At 63.1% G+C, this 17,335-nt stretch carries 17 protein-coding genes and 4 tRNA genes; 8 read left to right on the top strand and 13 right to left on the bottom strand.

The window, feature by feature from the left end:
- Positions 1–26 precede the first annotated feature (26 nt).
- A complete protein-coding gene (locus ACFW0H_RS12185; protein WP_422914159.1) occupies positions 27–161 on the bottom strand; it encodes a hypothetical protein in 135 nt (44 codons plus the stop codon).
- 279 nt (positions 162–440) lie between these two features.
- Here ACFW0H_RS12185 and ACFW0H_RS12180 point away from each other — a divergent pair, with 279 nt between their 5' ends.
- A complete protein-coding gene (locus ACFW0H_RS12180; protein WP_422914158.1) occupies positions 441–824 on the top strand; it encodes a COG4315 family predicted lipoprotein in 384 nt (127 codons plus the stop codon).
- Between the two features lie 87 nt (positions 825–911).
- On the opposite strand, the gene uraD is transcribed toward ACFW0H_RS12180, so the two are convergent.
- Both uraD and ACFW0H_RS12170 read right to left on the bottom strand, forming a co-directional pair.
- Positions 912–1,439 (bottom strand): 2-oxo-4-hydroxy-4-carboxy-5-ureidoimidazoline decarboxylase, encoded by a 528-nt coding sequence (gene uraD, locus ACFW0H_RS12175; protein WP_422914157.1) that lies wholly within the window; start codon positions 1,437–1,439, stop codon positions 912–914.
- Positions 1,440–1,589: 150 nt separating this feature from the next.
- On the bottom strand, positions 1,590–2,510 hold the full coding sequence (locus ACFW0H_RS12170) for a LysR substrate-binding domain-containing protein (protein WP_422914156.1): 921 nt from the start codon (positions 2,508–2,510) through the stop codon (positions 1,590–1,592).
- A gap of 336 nt (positions 2,511–2,846) precedes the next feature.
- Here ACFW0H_RS12170 and ACFW0H_RS12165 point away from each other — a divergent pair, with 336 nt between their 5' ends.
- Genes ACFW0H_RS12165 through ACFW0H_RS12150 form a run of 4 tightly spaced genes read left to right on the top strand, consistent with a single transcriptional unit; the run spans position 2,847 to position 5,572 of the window.
- Positions 2,847–4,184: an MFS transporter gene (locus tag ACFW0H_RS12165; protein WP_422914155.1), complete on the top strand. Its 1,338-nt coding sequence runs from the start codon at positions 2,847–2,849 to the stop codon at positions 4,182–4,184.
- Positions 4,185–4,187: 3 nt separating this feature from the next.
- A complete protein-coding gene (uraH, locus tag ACFW0H_RS12160) occupies positions 4,188–4,697 on the top strand; it encodes a hydroxyisourate hydrolase (protein ID WP_422914154.1) in 510 nt (169 codons plus the stop codon).
- A gap of 45 nt (positions 4,698–4,742) precedes the next feature.
- Positions 4,743–5,078: a hydroxyisourate hydrolase gene (gene uraH, locus ACFW0H_RS12155; protein WP_422914153.1), complete on the top strand. Its 336-nt coding sequence runs from the start codon at positions 4,743–4,745 to the stop codon at positions 5,076–5,078.
- Positions 5,079–5,104: 26 nt separating this feature from the next.
- Positions 5,105–5,572, top strand: a complete 468-nt coding sequence (locus tag ACFW0H_RS12150; RefSeq protein ID WP_422914152.1) for a nucleoside deaminase — start codon at positions 5,105–5,107, stop codon at positions 5,570–5,572.
- 252 nt (positions 5,573–5,824) lie between these two features.
- Here the strand turns inward: ACFW0H_RS12150 and ACFW0H_RS12145 are convergent.
- From ACFW0H_RS12145 to ACFW0H_RS12135, 3 genes are all read right to left on the bottom strand, one after another.
- Positions 5,825–5,901, bottom strand: a tRNA-Arg gene (locus ACFW0H_RS12145).
- Between the two features lie 106 nt (positions 5,902–6,007).
- Positions 6,008–7,060: a Glu/Leu/Phe/Val dehydrogenase dimerization domain-containing protein gene (locus tag ACFW0H_RS12140; protein ID WP_422914151.1), complete on the bottom strand. Its 1,053-nt coding sequence runs from the start codon at positions 7,058–7,060 to the stop codon at positions 6,008–6,010.
- Between the two features lie 106 nt (positions 7,061–7,166).
- The gene (locus tag ACFW0H_RS12135) at positions 7,167–10,634 is read right to left on the bottom strand and encodes an indolepyruvate ferredoxin oxidoreductase family protein (protein ID WP_422914150.1); all 3,468 of its coding nucleotides are present in this window, start codon (positions 10,632–10,634) and stop codon (positions 7,167–7,169) included.
- Positions 10,635–10,834: 200 nt separating this feature from the next.
- Here ACFW0H_RS12135 and ACFW0H_RS12130 point away from each other — a divergent pair, with 200 nt between their 5' ends.
- Positions 10,835–11,302, top strand: a complete 468-nt coding sequence (locus ACFW0H_RS12130; RefSeq protein ID WP_422914149.1) for an Lrp/AsnC family transcriptional regulator — start codon at positions 10,835–10,837, stop codon at positions 11,300–11,302.
- A 3-nt stretch (positions 11,303–11,305) separates the two neighbouring features.
- Here the strand turns inward: ACFW0H_RS12130 and phnN are convergent, their stop codons facing one another.
- Positions 11,306–11,890 carry a phosphonate metabolism protein/1,5-bisphosphokinase (PRPP-forming) PhnN gene (gene phnN, locus ACFW0H_RS12125; protein WP_422914148.1) on the bottom strand — a complete coding sequence of 195 codons (585 nt, stop codon included), beginning with the start codon at positions 11,888–11,890 and terminating at the stop codon, positions 11,306–11,308.
- Between the two features lie 501 nt (positions 11,891–12,391).
- Here phnN and ACFW0H_RS12120 point away from each other — a divergent pair.
- Positions 12,392–12,721 (top strand): Arc family DNA-binding protein, encoded by a 330-nt coding sequence (locus tag ACFW0H_RS12120; protein ID WP_422914147.1) that lies wholly within the window; start codon positions 12,392–12,394, stop codon positions 12,719–12,721.
- Positions 12,722–12,862: 141 nt separating this feature from the next.
- On the opposite strand, the gene mgtE is transcribed toward ACFW0H_RS12120, so the two are convergent.
- A complete protein-coding gene (mgtE, locus tag ACFW0H_RS12115) occupies positions 12,863–14,305 on the bottom strand; it encodes a magnesium transporter (RefSeq protein WP_422914146.1) in 1,443 nt (480 codons plus the stop codon).
- Between the two features lie 316 nt (positions 14,306–14,621).
- On the opposite strand from mgtE, the gene ACFW0H_RS12110 reads away from it, so the two are divergent.
- Entirely contained in the window at positions 14,622–15,125 is a 504-nt protein-coding gene (locus ACFW0H_RS12110; protein WP_422914145.1) for a DUF4124 domain-containing protein, read from the top strand.
- Positions 15,126–15,170: 45 nt separating this feature from the next.
- Here the strand turns inward: ACFW0H_RS12110 and ACFW0H_RS12105 are convergent.
- From ACFW0H_RS12105 to ACFW0H_RS12085, 5 genes are all read right to left on the bottom strand, one after another.
- Positions 15,171–15,247, bottom strand: a tRNA-Arg gene (locus ACFW0H_RS12105).
- A 71-nt stretch (positions 15,248–15,318) separates the two neighbouring features.
- Positions 15,319–15,395 (bottom strand) — tRNA-Arg (locus ACFW0H_RS12100).
- Positions 15,396–15,502: 107 nt separating this feature from the next.
- Positions 15,503–15,593 (bottom strand) — tRNA-Ser (locus tag ACFW0H_RS12095).
- 61 nt (positions 15,594–15,654) lie between these two features.
- Entirely contained in the window at positions 15,655–15,840 is a 186-nt protein-coding gene (gene csrA, locus ACFW0H_RS12090; protein WP_003283978.1) for a carbon storage regulator CsrA, read from the bottom strand.
- Positions 15,841–16,028: 188 nt separating this feature from the next.
- Complete coding sequence (locus ACFW0H_RS12085; protein ID WP_422914144.1) at positions 16,029–17,264, bottom strand: aspartate kinase; 1,236 nt, start codon at positions 17,262–17,264, stop codon at positions 16,029–16,031.
- Positions 17,265–17,335 lie beyond the last annotated feature (71 nt).

The following is a 17,335-nucleotide window of genomic DNA, read 5'->3' as shown; positions in this document are numbered from 1 at the left end:
CCGCGCAAGGCGGGGCTTCGATCGGTCTAGTAGCCTCCGCCACCGCCCATCGGCTCGCTTTGCTGCGAACCACCACCGCCACCACTGCCGCCATCGCAGGACGAGCCACTGATTGCAATGAACAACGCCACCATTAAGAAGGGGATCAAGCGCTTGAGCATCTGAGTTCTCCCGTGAGGTGAGCCCCCAATCATTCAGTCAAGCGCGGGGCGGTAGCGGGTGCAAGCCAAGCGCCTCTGCGCAGTGCAAGAGATGGCGGCAGCCACTCGGGATGAGGTCAGTGTTTATGGCCATGGCAGGTACATGGCTGAGAAAAAATCGTCAGCGGCGGAATAAACAGTCTCGTGGGGCGTCTCGTTCGCAGTGGCTGGGTTACGCCACAGCCCTGTGCACCGAAACCCGAACGTTGAACGTACCCTTCACGACACGAGAGGTTCTCCATGCTGAAAAAACTGCTGTCTCCTGCTGCTGCCCTGACCCTTTGCGGCCTGTCCTCCCTGGCCCTGGCCGCAGACCCGGCCAAGGCCGTCGACACCGCCTTGGGCAAGACCCTCGCCGACAGCCAGGGAATGACCCTCTACACCTTTGCCAAGGACTCTGAAGGCAAATCCGCCTGCAATGGCCCCTGCGCCCAGAACTGGCCACCCCTCATGGCCCCGGCCAGTGCCGAGCCTGGCAATGGCTACACGGTCATCACGCGCGATGATGGCAGCCAGCAATGGGCCTATCAGGGCAAGCCTCTGTACACCTGGATCAAGGACGCCAAGCCTGGCGACACGACCGGCGACGGCGTGAATCAGGTTTGGCAGGTGGCCAAACCCTGAATCCAGGGGAGGTATTGGTTGAACTGCCAATTGGCCTGCCCCAGCGGGCAGGTCAATTCGATGACGCAGCCACGGCTTTCCTGCCGCTCACGCCACTCGCTGGTTCAGGCGACCGCGGGTGATGGCCTTGATCTGGTTCAACGCATAGTCGAGCTCAAACGGGGTCTCGCGTGCGACACGGTTCTCCAGCTCGAAGAAGATGCCCGCCTTGGTGTAATGGCGGACGCAGATGATGAAGGGGAAGCCATGGCGCTCACGGTACTGGCGGTTCATCCGTTGCAAGTGCGCTTCCTCGTCCCGGGACAACACGTGCAGGCCGGCGCTGCTCTGTTCGTCGACGGAAGCGGCAGTCATGCCCCCCCCGCGCACCGCCTCGGCGGACAGTTCTGGGTGGCGGTCGAAGAAGGCTTTGCGCGCCTCGACGCTGCGGGCCCGGATGCTCGCCATCATGGCATCGTGCAGTGCCTCCACGGACGGAAACGGCCGGGCCTCCCAGGCATCCTCGGCCACATCGGGCGAGTGCTCGAAGATGTCGCCGAGCGTCTGGATGAACTGATCCTTACCCATCGCATTGATCGCTGCGAGACTGGTGGCTTGCTGATTGGTCTGGGACATGGTCGTTGAAATCCTGAAGGAGCCGAAAACGAGGCCCGAGTATAGGAACCCCGTTTTCACCACCGACAGTGGGCTGGCTCTATTGGCCGTATAACAATCGACGCATTTCCCGCGTCCGTGCTGGGGTGCAGCCCGGCGATGGCCGCTTGCCTAGGCGCTGCCAGAGACCGTCTTGAGCACGCCGGCACTGTCGGACAGCAGCCCACGCAGCCAGGCATGGGCCTTGGAGCGATGCTTGTTCGGATGCCACAGGGCGTAGAAGCGCATCAGCGGGAAGTCGAAGGGCGAGGGCTTGATGACCAGCGGCAGGCGGCGCGCATAGTAGGCGGCGAAGTGCCGCGCCGTGGTCAGGATCAGGTCCGACTCGCCCACCAGGTACGGCGCCAGGGTGAAGTAAGGGCAGGATACCTGCTTGCTGCGGCTCAGGCGCAGGGTGGCCAAGGTGCTCTCCACCACGCCACGCTGGGAGCTGGAGTAAGGCAGCGGCACCAGGTGGGAGGCATTGATGTAGCTCTGCGCCGTGAGCTTGCCGGCCTTGCCCAACGGGTGGTCCCTGGCCATCAGGCAGACCACCTCGTCCTCGAGCAGGACGGCCATGTGCAGGTGTTCGGGAGGGGTCGGCCAGTTGCCGATGACGAGGTCCACCTGCCCCTCGGCCAGGGCTTTCTCATAGTCGTACTCGCTCCCCAGCGGCAAGGTCACCAGCTTCGATCGTGGAGCGCTTTGCCGGAACCTGCGGACCAGGTCCGCCAGGAACGGCGGCGCCAGGTAGTCCGGCATGGCAATGGTGTAGGTTCGCTCCGAGCGCAGCGGGTCGAACACCTCGTCGGCGCTGAGCATCTTGTCCAGCGCGTTGAGTGCGACCTGCGCGTCCTGTACCAGCTGCAGCGCGCGTTCGGTCGGCACCATCGCGTTCTTTTCCCGGATCAACAGCGGATCGCCGAACAGCTTCCTCAGCCGCTTGAGCGCGGTGCTCAACGCCGGCTGCGACTGGTTCATCCGGATGGCGGTACGGGAAACGCTCCTTTCCTCGACCAGGGTGCACAGGACACGCAGGAGGTAAGTGTCCAATGGCTCATCGCTTCGCATGGCGCTCCCTAAATCCGCAGGGTTTTATCGTCGGTTATCGATTTCACTTTACTGGCAGGGCTGCGAAAGCAGCAATGTAAAGCGCCTCAGGCCTGCACCGCGACAATCGAATCCAGCCCTCCAGGCGGCTTCATTCCTGAATGACTACGAGTTTGCTATGGGGTCTATAACGCCACAGCGATGTTGGTGCGCCTGATGCTGGCCTATGGTGAGGGTCCACAACAAAAATACGGCCCTCACAGTCGTTGATGCGGCAGTCCCGATTCACGGTCGGTGCGTTCGCGGCTCTGGCAGGTCGATTCCTTGCAGGAGTTACCCATGTCTGTGACTGAACAGCACGCGTCAATTCATTCCGCCACGGAGTCTTGCGCCGAAGACACCGTGTACCGCAAGGTCTCATGGCGGCTGCTTCCCTTCCTCTGCACCCTGTGGGTACTGGCGTGGCTGGACCGGGTGAACATCGGGTTCGCCAAGTTGCAGATGCTCGACTCGCTCCAGTTCAGCGAGGCGGTCTACGGCCTGGGTGCCGGCATCTTCTTCCTCGGTTATTTCTTCTTTGAAGTCCCGTCCAACGCCCTGCTGCAGAAAATCGGGGCGAAGAAGACGATCATGCGCATCACCATCGGCTGGGGCGTCATCTGCATCCTCCAGTCGCTCGTCACCACCCCGACGCAGTTCTACATCCTGCGCTTCCTCCTGGGGGCCTTCGAGGCTGGCTTCTATCCCGGGATCATCCTCTACCTCACCTACTGGTACCCCAGCTCCCGTCGTGCAAAGGCCTTTGGCACCTTCATGTCGGCATCTGCCATCGCCGGCGTGATCGGTGGGCCGCTGGCGGGCAGCATCATGACCTCGATGGACGGCGTGGCCGGCCAGCACGGCTGGCAGTGGCTGTTCGTGCTCGAAGGGATCCCCTCGGTGCTGGCCGGTATCGTGGCGTACTTCTACATGACCGATCGCCCGGAGCAGGCAACGTGGCTGACGGCCGCCGAAAAACAGGTCATCGGCAACGTCCTGGAGCAGGACCGGCGCGCGATGGGCGAGCGTGGGCATGACTGGCGCACGCTGTTCCGCAACCCGAAGGTCTGGCTGCTGATCGCGATCTTCTTCTGCCTCTTGTGCGCGAACTCGGCATTGACCTTCTGGATCCCCACCATCATCCGTGACGCGGGCTTCGGCACGCCCATGGTGATCGGATGGATCGCCGCCCTCGCCTACGTCTTCGGCGCCGCCGGGATGATCCTCAACGGCACCCACTCCGACCGCAGCAAGGAGGTTTGCTGGCACTTCGCGCTGCCCGCCGGCTTCGCCGCCCTGGCCATGGCGGTGATGGCGACGCTGCTCGGCGCCACCAGCATCATGCCCGCCCTGGTCATGGCCGCCATGGTGATCGCGCTGGCGGGCACCATGAGCGCGATTCCGGTCTTCTGGCAGTTGCCCAACCTGTACCTGGCGGGCAGCGCCGCGGCCATCGGCGTCGCCCTGATCAACTCGGTGTCGAACCTGGCCGGCTTCGGTGCGCCCTATGTGCTGGGGCTGGTCAAGAACGCCACGGGCAGTCTCGCCCCGGGGCTCTACCTGGTAGCGGCGATCGAACTGCTGGCCGCGGTGCTGGTGATCGTCGGCATCGCCCATGCGCGTCGCAAGGAGGGTTGATCCATGACTGACATCCTTCATCCCAATCGCCGGCAGTTCGTCATGGGCACGATCGCCATGGCCGGCGGCCTGCTGATGTCCCGCCAGGCATGTTCCAATCCCTCGGGTGCTGGCCTGCAGCCTGCGCAGGCCGCGGGGCCGATCTCGCTGCACGGTGTGAGCCCGCGGCTGACGATCCACATCCTCGACACCTATCACGGCGCGGCCGCGACAGGCCTGCAGGTGACGTTCTCGCGGATGGACCAGGACCGCCCGGTCCTGCTGCAGAAGCTGGTGATCAACCAGAACGGCCGCACCGAAGCGCCGCTGCTGATCGACGACAGCTACCAGGTCGGCAACTACGAGCTGCTCCTGCACATCGACGACTACTACCGGATGAAAGGGGCACGGCTGCCGTCCCCTTCGTTCCTGTCCAAGGTGCCCATCCGCTTCCGGGTAACCAGCACGGAGCAACGCCTGCACCTGCCCGTGCAGTTCGGGCCGTGGAACTACGGGTACTACCGCGGCAGTTGAGCGAGTCATTGCCACGGCCCCATCCCCCCACTTCGGAGCAAGCGTATGGCTGGCATCAGCACCCACGTTCTCGACCTCGCGACAGGCAAGCCCATCGCCGGTGTGCCGATCGAACTCTACGACCTGGACACCACCCCGCCCACGTTGCTGAACCGCACCATCAGCAATGCCGATGGCCGCACGGACGCCCCCATGCTGGCCGCCGACGCAGCCAGGGCGGGCGACTTCGAACTGCGTTTCGCGATCGGCGCGCACTTCAAGGACCAGGTCGCGCTCACCGACGTCGTGCCGGTGAGGTTCACCGTTTTCGATCCGGCGCAGCACTACCACGTGCCGCTGATCTGCTCGCCGTGGAGCTTCTCGACCTACCGCGGCAGCTAACCCAACCCCACGAAAGGAGACGATTCATGTCCAATGCCGAGACCCACTTGATCGATTCGATCCGCCTTGCCATGGAAAACGTGCGCGAGCGCAAGAACTGGCCGTTCGGCGCCGTGCTGGTCAAGGACGGCCAGGTCCTGGCCCGATCGGTCAACGAGGTAGACACCACCTGCGACCCCACCGCCCATGCCGAAATGCAGGCCGTTCGCGCTGCGGCCAAGGCCCTGGGCAGCACGGACCTGACCGGCGCGGTGGTCTACGCCAGCGGCTACCCGTGCTCGATGTGCCTGACCGCCATGTACCTGGCCGGTGTCAGCAAGGTCTACTACGCCTATTCCAACGAAGACGGCGAACCCTACGAGCTGTCCGCCGAGCGTGGCTACGTGGAAATCGCGCGCCCCCTCGAGCAGCGCGAGATGAAGCTCATCTATCAACCGGCGCGTGACGAAGGCAAGGACTTGTACGAGGCCTGGCAGGAAACCCAGGACGCTTGATGGCGCCCACCTGAGCCAACGGTGCCATGGTCCACAGCGTATTCCTGGCACCGATCCTTGGGCATGCCCTGCCGGGCATGCCTTTTTTATTTCAACGCGGTCAGTTCCTTTCCAGCATGCCGGCGACGTCCGGCACCTGTTCGATGAAGGCGTGGGTAGCTGCCCGAAATGCTGACCGGGGCCCAGATGGTTGCTCACCTGGATCAGGTAATGCCTGCTGGTAGGAGAATTGGCTCGAAGCCGCGGAATATATGGCGTCCCAGAGTGGGTTCGAACCACCAACCTTCCCCTTAGGAGGGGGATGCTCTATCCAATTGAGCTACTGGGACACGGCGGACTCACCAGGCCGGTGAGTCGGGAGGACGGGCGGCATGTTAGCGACGTCTGCGTGATTTGTCATGCCTCGCGGGACCGGTGTCCCGCGAGGCGACGTCCTCAGCGCCCGAAGCGCTCTTCGGCCAGGAGGTCAGCCACCGCGGTGGTGGTGCGACCTTCGCTGTCAGCACGCACGAAGATCTCCCGCAGGGTCTCGCCGATGCCTTCGACATGCTTGCGCAGGGCATCTTCACTGCCGCCGCTGCGCTCGTACCAGACGTCGATGATGCCGCCGGCGTTGATGGCATAGTCCGGTGCGTAGAGGGTGCCGCGACGACGCAGTTCCTCGGCCAGGCCGGTGTCGGCCAGTTGGTTGTTGGCAGCGCCGGCGATGATCGGAGCACGCAGGGCCTCAAGGGTCTGCGGATTGATGATGCCGCCGAGGGCGCAGGGGGCGAAGACATCGACGTCCAGGCCGTAGATCTCGTTCTGCCCCACCACCTGGGCGCCCAGTTGTTCGGCGGCGCGGCGCGCGTTGGGTTCGTGAATGTCACAGACCCAGAGCTGGGCGCCCGCGTCCTTGAGGTGTTTGCCGAGGCTGAAACCCACTTCGCCGACACCCTGGATGGCCACCTTCAGGCCAGTCAGGTCGTCACGACCGAGGCGATGCTTCACCGCCACGCGAATGCCGACATAGGTGCCATAGGCCGTGGACGGCGAAGGATTGCCGTCACGCACACCGCCGCCCAGGGCTTGGCGGGTGCCGGCGCCGGCCACGTGGCGGCTGCGCTCGGCCATGATGCGCATTTCGGTGACGCCGGTGCCGGAGTCGGCGGCGGTGATGTAGCGGCCACCCAGGCTGTCGACGAAATCGCCCATGGCCTGGAACAGCGCTTCGCTCTTGTCGCGATGCGGGTCGCCAATGATCACGGCCTTGCCACCACCCAGCGGCAGGTTGGCCAGGGCGGACTTGTAGGTCATGCCACGGGACAGGCGCAGAACGTCGCGCAGAGCCTGTTCGTCATTCAGGTAGGGCCACATGCGGCAGCCGCCCAGGGCCGGGCCGAGGTTGCTGTTGTGGATGGCGATGACGGCCTTGAGGCCGGAGGCCTTGTCGTGGCCGAAGACCACTTGCTCGTGATGATCGAACTCGACGTGGGTGAAGACGGACATGGAAGTTCCTCGATTCGGTATTGGCGTGTTTCAAAGCGAAGAGCGCCTCTCCCCCGGCCCCTCTTCCGCAAGCGGGAGAGGGGGGAGGTTCAGAGCGGCATTGAGGTCAGGCGGCCGGGTCGAACAGGTGCAGGACCTGGATCTCGCTGGCGGTGAGGCGGGCACGGAGCTGCTTCTCCTGCTCGCGCACCTTGGCCAGGGCGCGTTCCTTCACCGGGCCGTAGCCACGGATCTGTTCCGGCAGTTGGGCCAGGGCGACGGCGGTGGCGTAGTTGCTCGGCTTCAGCTCCTTGATCAGCAGGTCCACCAGGGCTTCGTACTCGCCAATCAGCTGGCGTTCGAGCTTGCGCTCTTCGCTGTAGCCGAAGAGGTCGAAGGCGCTGCCACGGAGGACCTTGAAGCGGGCCAGCACGCCGAAGGCCTTGAGCATCCAGGGGCCGAAGCGACGCTTGCGCGGTTCGCCAGTGACCGGATCGGGCTTGGCCAGCCAGGACGGCGCCAGGTGGAATTCCAGGTGGTAATCACCCTCGAACTGCTCCTCCAGCTGCTTGCGGAAGGTGTCGTCGCTGTAGAGGCGCGCCACTTCGTACTCGTCCTTGTAGGCCAGCAGCTTGGCGTAGGCGCGGGCCACCGCACGGGTCAAGGCCTTGTCCTCACCGCTGTCGGCCTGGCGCACGCGCTCCACCAGGGCGCGATAGCGCTCGGCGTAGGTGGCGTCCTGGTAGGCGCGCAGGTGGTCGGCGCGGTGCTGGACGATCTCTTCCAGGGTCTCGCAGCGCGGGGCTTCCACTTCGGCCGGCTTGGCGAGTTTTTCCACCGCCGCCAGGTCGTGGGCAGCGCGGCGGCCCCAGAGGAAGGCCTGCTGGTTGAGAGTCACCGAAACGCCGTTCAGCTCGACAGCCTTTTCGATGGCTTCGGCGGAGATGGGCACCAGACCCTTCTGGTAGGCGTAGCCGAGCATGAAGAGGTTGGTGGCGATGCTGTCACCCAGCAGGCGCGTGGCCAGGCGGGTGGCGTCAACGAAGTGGGTCTTGGCCTCACCCACCGCTTCCATCAGCGCTTCGCGCATCGCTGCGCCAGGCACCTGGGCATCGGGGTTGCGGGTGAACTCGGCGGTAGCCGCTTCATGACTGTTGACCACGGCATGGGCGATGCGGTCGTTGAGCTTGGCGAGGGCTTCCTCGCTGGCGGTCACCACCAGGTCGCAGCCCAGCAGCAGGTCGGTTTCACCGGCGGCGATGCGCACGGCGTAGATGTCGTCCTGCTTGGCGGCGATGCGGATGTGAGTGATCACCGGGCCGAATTTCTGCGCCAGACCGGCCTGGTCGAGCACGGTGCAGCCCTTGCCTTCGATGTGCGCGGCCATACCCAGCAGCGCGCCGACCGTGGTCACGCCGCTGCCGCCAACGCCGGGCAGGAGGATATTCCAGGGACGGGCCAGGCTCGGCTGGCGCGGTTCCGGCAGGGCCACGAAGAGTGCCTTGGCACCCGCCGCCTCAGGCTTGCGCAAGCTGCCACCGTGTACGGTGACGAAGCTCGGGCAGAAACCTTCGACGCAGGAGAAGTCCTTGTTGCAGGCGTTCTGGTCGATCTGGCGCTTGCGGCCCAGTTCGGTTTCCAGCGGCAGCACGGACAGGCAGTTGGATTTCACGCTGCAATCGCCGCAACCCTCGCACACAGCCGGGTTGATGAAGGCACGCTTGGCCGGGTCCACCAGCTTGCCGCGCTTGCGGCGACGGCGCTTTTCGGTGGCGCAGGTCTGATCGTAGATCAGCACCGACACGCCCTTGAACTCGCGCAATTCGCGCTGCACGGCATCCAGTTCGCGGCGGTGGTGGAAGCTGACGATGGGCGCGAAGGTGGCGCGATTCGGGTACTTCTCCGGCTCGTCGGTGACCAGGGCGATGCGCTTCACGCCTTCGGCGAAGACCTGATGGCTGAGCTGGTCGACACGCAGTTCGCCGTCGATCGGCTGGCCGCCGGTCATGGCCACAGCATCGTTGTAGAGAATCTTGTAGGTGATGTTGACCCCGGCGGCGACGGCCGCGCGCAGGGCCAGTTGGCCGGAGTGGAAGTAGGTGCCGTCACCCAGGTTCTGGAAGATGTGCGGGGTTTCGGTGAAGGGGGCCTGGCCGATCCAGGTGGCGCCCTCCCCGCCCATCTGGGTGTAGGTGTCGGTATTGCGGTCCATCCACTGGGTCATGTAGTGGCAACCGATACCGCCTTGGGCGCGGCTACCTTCCGGCAGTTTGGTGGAGCTGTTGTGCGGGCAGCCGGAGCAGAAGTGCGGGGTGCGCACGGTCGTGTGCTTGGGCGCGGCCAGGGCCTTTTCCTTGGCGGCGAGGAAGGCCAGGCGGGACTCGATCTGCTCGCTGGAGTAGATGGGCGCCAGGCGCTTGGCGATGACGCGGGCGATCATGGCCGGGGTCAGCTCGCTGAGGTTGGGCAGCAGGGAGGTGCCTTCTTCGTCGAACTCACCCACCACGCGCGGGCGTTTATCCACAGGCCAGTTGTAGAGCTGGCCGGTGACCTGGTCCTCGATGACGCTGCGCTTTTCTTCCACCACCAGGATTTCGTCCAGGCCTTCGGCGAATTCGTGGACGGAGACAGGTTCCAGCGGCCAGCTCATGCCGACCTTGAGCACCCGCAGACCGACCTTGGCGCACAGTTCCTCGTCCAGGCCAAGGTCGTTCAGCGCCTGTCGCACGTCGAGGTAGGACTTGCCGGTGGTGATGATGCCAAGGCGCGGGTTCGGGGAATCCAGCATCACCTGGTTGAGGTTGTTGGCACGGGCGAAGGCGCGGGCGGCGTAGATCTTGTACATGTTCAGGCGCTTTTCCTGCGCCAGGGGCGGGTCCGGCCAGCGGATGTGCACGCCGTCTTCCGGCAGGACGAAGTCTTCCGGGATCTTCACCTCGATCCGCAGCGGGTCCACATCCACCACGGCGGAGGAGTCGACGTTCTCGGCGATGGTTTTCAGGGCGACCCAGCAGCCGCTGTAGCGCGACAGCTCCCAGCCGATGATGCCGTAGTCGAGGATTTCCTGGACGTTGGCCGGGTTCAGCACCGGGATGGACGCACCGATGAAGGCGTGCTCGCTCTGGTTGGCGATGCTGGAGGATTTGCAGCCGTGGTCGTCACCGGCCAGCAGGAGGACACCGCCATGGGCCGAAACGCCGGCGGAGTTGCCGTGCTTGAAGACGTCGCCGCAGCGATCCACGCCCGGGCCCTTGCCGTACCACATGGAGAACACGCCGTCGTAGCGGGCACCGGGGAACAGGCTGGTCTGCTGGCTGCCCCAGCAAGCGGTGGCGGCCAGTTCTTCGTTGACGCCCGGCTGGAAGTGGATGTGGTTTTCCTTGAGGAAGGATTTGGCTTCCCAGAGGCTCTTGTCGAGGTTGCCCAAGGGCGAACCCCGGTAGCCGGAGATGAAGCAGGCGGTGTTCAGACCGTGGGCTTGGTCCCGTTGACGCTGCAGCATCGGCAGGCGGGTGAGTGCCTGTGTGCCGGTGAGGTAGAGGTGACCGGTTGCGAGACGGTATTTGTCATCCAGGCGGATCTCGGCCAGAGACATGCGGGCGCTCCTGTTGTTTTTATGGCGACCTCGATGGCAAGGGTAGCTGCCATCTGTTGTTCAGCCCGGCGCAGGATCACTGCGTCGGACACGTAGCAAGACTGTGACTTATCGGTGCCGATTTTTTCTTTCTATTTTCGAGCCACAAGGCCAGACTTGCGCATGATCCTTCCAACAAGAAAAAGATTCCGGACTGATTCATGCAGAACCCACTCAGCCCCATCGACCGCAAGATCCTCCGCCTGCTGCAACACGACGCCGACTTGTCCGCCGCCGAGGTGGCGGAAAAGGTGGAACTGTCGCAATCGCCCTGCTGGCGACGCATCCACCGCATGCAGGAAGAAGGACTGATCGAGCGCAAGGTGGCCTTGCTCAATCCCAGGCTGCTGGGCTTTTCGATCACCGTGTTCGTCAACATCAAGCTATCCGCCCACGGCCGCAACCACCTCACCGAGTTCGAGGAAGCCATCGTCGGCTACCCCGAGGTGCTGGAGTGCTACACCATGGCCGGTGGTTCGGATTACCTGCTGAAAGTGGTGGCGCGCGACATCGCCAGCTACGAGCGCTTCCTGCGCGACCAGCTGCTGCAACGCCCGCACGTGCTGGAGGCGCACTCGAACATCGCCATGAGCGAGGTCAAGCGCACCACGGAATTGCCGCTGGACTGAGGTTCAGGCGGAGTCCGGCCACGCGGCCGGGCGATGGTCCTCGATGAGCTGCAGCAGACGCTGGCAGGTCTGGGCCAGGGAGCCGGAGTTGTCCAGCAGGCAGAGGTCGGGATTCTCGCCGGCCAGCAGGGTATCGGCGAAGCCGGCATTGCGCGCCAGGCGGGCTTCGATCTCCTCCGCCGACTCACGACCACGGGCATGCAGGCGCTGGCGCAGCGTCTCGTCCTCCACCGTCAGCAGCACGGCCAGCAGGTGCGGATAGCGCCGCCGGGCTTCCGGCAGGTAGCCGCGTGAGCCGTTCACCAGCACATCGTCGCCCGTGGCCATCCAGTCGTCGATCAGAGCGGGGATGCCGTAGGACAAGCCATTGGCGTACCAGCTCATGGCGAACTCCCCCCGGGCTTCGCGCTGGGCGAACTCCTCGGAGCTGACGGCTTCGGCCGCTTCGCCGCTGGCTTCGGCGGAACGGGTAATGACCCGACGGGCGACGCGGCAACCTTGCCCCGCCAGAGTCGCACGCGCCGCATCGAGCACGCTGTCCTTGCCGGAGCCGGAAGGACCTATGAGATAGATCAGCCTGCCTGTCATCTGAACACCTGGAAGAACGAGATCCGGGCCCTGAATCGAGCCCGAAATGAGAACGGGGTAGCAATGCGAAAATTCTGAACCCGTTTTGCGCAGGATCAAAGGACTCTTTCGCACGCAGCGTGGTCAGACAACAACGGCTACCCTTAAAGGTGATGGCGAGAAGGCATCATGTGGCCGTAATCAACCAGCAGGGCAGCAAATGCATCCGTGGCGACAGGACAAGGTCGGGTGCACCGGTGCGCAGAGGTCGTCCTACAGCGAATTGGGAATAAGCGGAGTGATCAACCAATCGCAAATCGGACAATTGGAGCTGGCAAAAAGCCGCCATTCCAATCACAATCTGACACCAAATTGACGTCAAGGAAACGTTTTGCTGACCTCAGGGTCATACCGATTCGAATCGCGGGACTGGTTGAACAATTGCTGCCAAGGACAGTCAAACCGGTGACAATCTTGCAGCTCATCGCCAGCATCGCTTTCCTGAACTAACCGGTTGAATGTATGCGCCCTATGAAACAGGCTATTTATTCCAGTCGCACGGCTGACAAATTCGTCGTACGCCTCCCCGAGGGCATGCGCGAACGCATCGCTGTCGTGGCCCGCAACCACCACCGCAGCATGAACTCCGAAATAATCGCCCGCCTCGAGCAAAGCATGCTTCAGGAAGGCGCGCTGGATGAAGGCGTTTCCTTGCGCCTGGACAGCCCGGAGCTGACCCTGCACGAACGCGAGTTGCTGCAACGCTTCCGCCAGCTGTCGCGGCGCCAGCAGAATGCACTGGTCGCACTGATCGCCCACGACGCGGAACTGGCTGCGGCCGAAGAGTCCTGAGGCCATCCCGCATCGATTGAAGAAGCCGGCATTTGCCGGTTTTTTCATGGCTGCGCGGCGAGTTTCGGCACGGCCGCTCACGCCTGCCTGCCCCCATACATGAAAAAGCCGCCCGAGGGGCGGCTTTTTTGACTGGGGCGATCAGAGCAGGAACAGCGTGGCCAGCCCCAGGAAGATGAAGAAGCCACCGCTGTCGGTCATGGCGGTGATCATCACGCTGGCGCCCATGGCCGGATCGCGCCCCATGCGCACCAGGGTCATGGGGATCATCACCCCCATCAGCGCCGCCAGCAGGAGATTGAGCGTCATGGCACCGGTCATCACCGCGCCCAGGGACCAGCTGCCGTAGAGGTAGTAGGCCACCAGGCCGATCACCCCGCCCCAGATCAGGCCATTGATCAGGGCCACGCCGAGCTCCTTGCGCACCAGGCGCGATGTATTGCCCGTGCCCACCTGGTCCAGCGCCATGGCGCGGACGATCATGGTGATGGTCTGGTTGCCGGAGTTGCCGCCGATACCGGCAACGATGGGCATCAGGGCAGCCAGGGCCACCAGCTTTTCGATAGAGCCCTCGAACAGGCCGATGACCCTCGAGGCGATAAAGGCGGTGACCAGGTTGACCGCCAGCCAGGCCCAGCGGTTGCCCACTGACTTCCAGACCGAGGCGAAGATGTCTTCCTCTTCGCGCAGACCGGCCATGCTGAGGACTTCGCTCTCGCTCTCCTCACGGATCAGGTCGACCATCTCGTCGATGGTCAGACGACCGATAAGCTTGCCGTTCTTGTCCACCACCGGGGCGGATACCAGGTCGTAACGTTCGAACGCCTGAGCCGCGTCATAGGCGTCTTCGTCAGGGTGGAAGCTCACCGGATCGGTAGCCATGACTTCAGCCACCAGCTTCTCCGGGTCGTTCACCAGCAGACGCTTGATCGGCAGCACACCCTGGAGGACGCCGTCGTAATCCACCACGAAGAGCTTGTCGGTATGGCCGGGCAGCTCCTTGAGGCGGCGCAGATAGCGGAGCACCACTTCCAGGGCCACATCGTCGCGGATGGTGACCATCTCGAAGTCCATCAGCGCGCCGACCTGATCTTCCTCGTAGGACAGCACCGAGCGAACGCGCTCGCGCTGCTGCGCATCGAGGGATTCCATCAGTTCGTGGATCACATCGCGCGGCAGCTCGGGCGCGAGGTCGGCCAACTCGTCGGCATCCATTTCCTTGGCGGCGGCGAGCAGCTCGTGATCATCCATGTCGGCGATCAGCGATTCACGAACGGCGTCGGAAACTTCGAGGAGGATGTCGCCGTCGCGCTCGGCCTTGACCAGTTGCCAGACGGTCAGGCGATCGTTCAGCGGCAAGGCTTCGAGGATGTGGGCGATGTCGGCCGGGTGCAGCTCGTCCAGCTTGCGCTGCAGCTCAGCGAGATTCTGCCGGTGGACGAGATTTTCAACGAGGTCGCGGTGCTGGCCTTCCTGACGATGCGTCAGGTCTTCCACCACCTTGTGGCGATGCAGCAGATCGATTACCTGGGCCAGACGGTCCTGCAGGCTCTCTTGCGGCTTTTTGGCTTCTACTTCAGTCATATAGCGCGCTCCACCCCCAGTGGCAGAGCACGCCAGAAGGGGTCAGACAGTCATTTCGCGATTGTGCAATCGGGATTCTGAGTAACTACTGGGTAAGTCCATGATGGTTGTCCGAATGCCCCGGCGGGGCTGACCGCGCAATGATACCACCGCCTACTGGCCCGCGCGTTACAAAATCATGGAAAGAACAATCGCTTGCATCGCAAAGCTGAGATTCCCTACACCCTGCTGCGACGCCTCCAACTGACTGTAGGACACCCGCGCGAAGCCGAAAGACCCGGATACGCTCGAGAGCCCACGCCAAGGAGACGGCACCATGAAACGACTCTCGATCATCCTCCTCGCTGCCCTGCCCTGCTGGCCCGGAAGCCCGCCATCCGCGGCTCAGGTCTTTCGCTGCAGCGATGACGACGGCAACCTCAGCTTCAACCAGCATGGCTGCCCACCGGGCACCCGGATGGAAGAACAGCGCACCAGGACGCCCAACCTGCTGCGCAACGAGCCGATCCGCCAGGAAGCAAACGCCGGGTACGTTCCGATTTCGAACAGGGGAAGTCCTGAAAATTTCAGGGAAGTCGTCGTAGCAGGTGAAAGGGAGGCCGCATGCGGCGGTCTGATTTCCCAACAGGAGCGCCGCCAGGCGATCATCCGCAAGCAGATTCGCAGCGGCATGACCCGCACGGACGTGGAGAGCGCACTGGGAAAACCGGATCGCATCAGTAGCCGCAATGGCCGGGTCAGTTATCACTACAAGCCGAAGAAGGGCGCCAGTCATCAGGTGACGTTCGACGAGGAAGGCTGCGTGAAGGCCGGCCACTGAAGGCACAAAGAAAAAGGGCCTGCATTTCTGCAGGCCCTTTCGGTATGGCGCACTCAGGAGGATTCGAACCTCCGACCGCCCGGTTCGTAGCCGGGTACTCTATCCAGCTGAGCTATGAGTGCGTATCGGTGCTTTTAGACCAGATCACCGCTGGTTGCTTCATGATCCCGGTATTAACCGTGAATCTTGAATATGGCGCACTCAGGAGGATTCGAACCTCCGACCGCCCGGTTCGTAGCCGGGTACTCTATCCAGCTGAGCTATGAGTGCGTTGTGGGCGCGCATTATAGGGAAGTTTTCACTTTGGTCAACTACTTTTTCGAGAAGTTTCAGTAACTTATCGATCTAGCGCTGAACCGTCCTACAACACTAAATAATGGCGGAGAAGGGGGGATTCGAACCCCCGACACCCTTTTGAGGTGTACTCCCTTAGCAGGGGAGCGCCTTCGGCCACTCGGCCACCTCTCCGCAACACGGGGCGCATGATATCCATGTTTTCCCCGTTTGCAAAGCAAAAAATGCAGAAAAATTAGTGGCTTGGTTCCTGGTCTTTCTCTTTCTGGATGCGCTGGTAGATTTCTTCACGGTGCACGGCAACCTCCTTCGGGGCGTTAACGCCTATGCGCACCTGATTACCTTTCACGCCTAACACGGTCACAGTGACATCGTCACCCACCATCAGGGTCTCTCCGACCCGGCGAGTCAGAATCAGCATTCCTTTCTCCTTACGGATTCGTTTCGGGACAACAGTCTGCAAAAAAGAAATGGTTACGGCCCCAGCATGGAACTGCCGCTGGAGCTTACACCCAAGTATTGACCAGCCCCGGCAAAAGGAAAGTTCCACCGGAGCAGCCAGAAAAACGACAAAAGGCGCGGGGTGAGCCGCGCCTTTTGCTTGCTGCCTTACTCGCCCTGTCGGGTCGGGGCGTCCAGCTCGAAAGCGGTGTGCAGGGCGCGCACCGCGAGCTCCAGGTACTTCTCTTCGATGACCACGGAAACCTTGATTTCCGAGGTGGAGATCATCTGGATGTTGATGGTTTCCTTGGCCAGGGCTTCGAACATGCGGCTGGCGACACCCGCGTGGGAGCGCATGCCGACACCAACGATGGAGACCTTGGCGATCTTGGTGTCGCCGATCACTTCGCGGGCGCCGATTTCCCGGGCGGTCTGCTCCAGCACGCGCAGGGCGTTCTGGTAGTCGTTGCGATGGACGGTGAAGGTGAAGTCGGTGGTGTTATCGTGCGCCACGTTCTGCACGATCATGTCCACTTCGATGTTGGCCGCACTGATCGGGCCCAGGATCTTGAAGGCCACGCCGGGGATGTCCGGTACGCCACGGATGGTCAGCTTGGCTTCGTCGCGATTGAAGGCGATGCCGGAGATGATCGGCTGTTCCATGGATTCCTCTTCATCAAGGGTAATGAGGGTGCCCGGACCCTCCTGGAAGCTGTGCAGCACGCGCAGCGGGACATTGTATTTGCCGGCGAACTCCACCGAGCGGATTTGCAGCACCTTGGAGCCGAGGCTGGCCATTTCCAGCATCTCTTCGAAGGTGATCTTGTCCAGGCGCTGGGCCTGGGGCACCACGCGCGGGTCGGTGGTATAGACGCCATCTACATCGGTATAGATCTGGCACTCTTCAGCCTTCAGCGCTGCGGCCAGGGCCACGCCTGTGGTGTCGGAGCCGCCACGGCCGAGGGTGGTGATGTTGCCGTGCTCATCCACGCCCTGGAAGCCGGCGACCACAACCACGCGACCCGCCTTGAGGTCGGCGCGGATCTTCTGGTCGTCGATCTGCAGGATGCGCGCCTTGTTGTGGGCGCTGTCGGTAAGGATGCGCACCTGGTTGCCGGTGTAGGAGACCGCCGGTACGCCACGCTTGATCAGCGCCATGGCCAGCAGGGCGATGGTCACCTGCTCGCCGGTGGACACCATCACATCCAGTTCACGCGGTACCGGCTGTTCGCTGATCTGTTTGGCCAGATCGATCAGGCGGTTGGTTTCGCCGCTCATGGCGGAAACCACGACCACGATGTCATCGCCGCCTTCGCGGAACTTCTTCACCTTCTCGGCCACCTGTTCGATGCGCTCGACAGTGCCGACCGAGGTCCCCCCAAACTTCTGTACGATCAAAGCCATTTCAAAAGCCGCCTAATCCCGTGAAGGGCGCCCATTAAACAATCAACGCAGAACACTGCCAAGGCCCGCCG

The organism is Metapseudomonas cellulosilytica, from assembly GCF_049334135.1.
Taxonomy (GTDB): domain Bacteria; phylum Pseudomonadota; class Gammaproteobacteria; order Pseudomonadales; family Pseudomonadaceae; genus Metapseudomonas.
The sequence above is the reverse complement of the archived record's forward strand: the minus strand, read 5'-3'. Positions and strand labels throughout refer to the sequence as shown.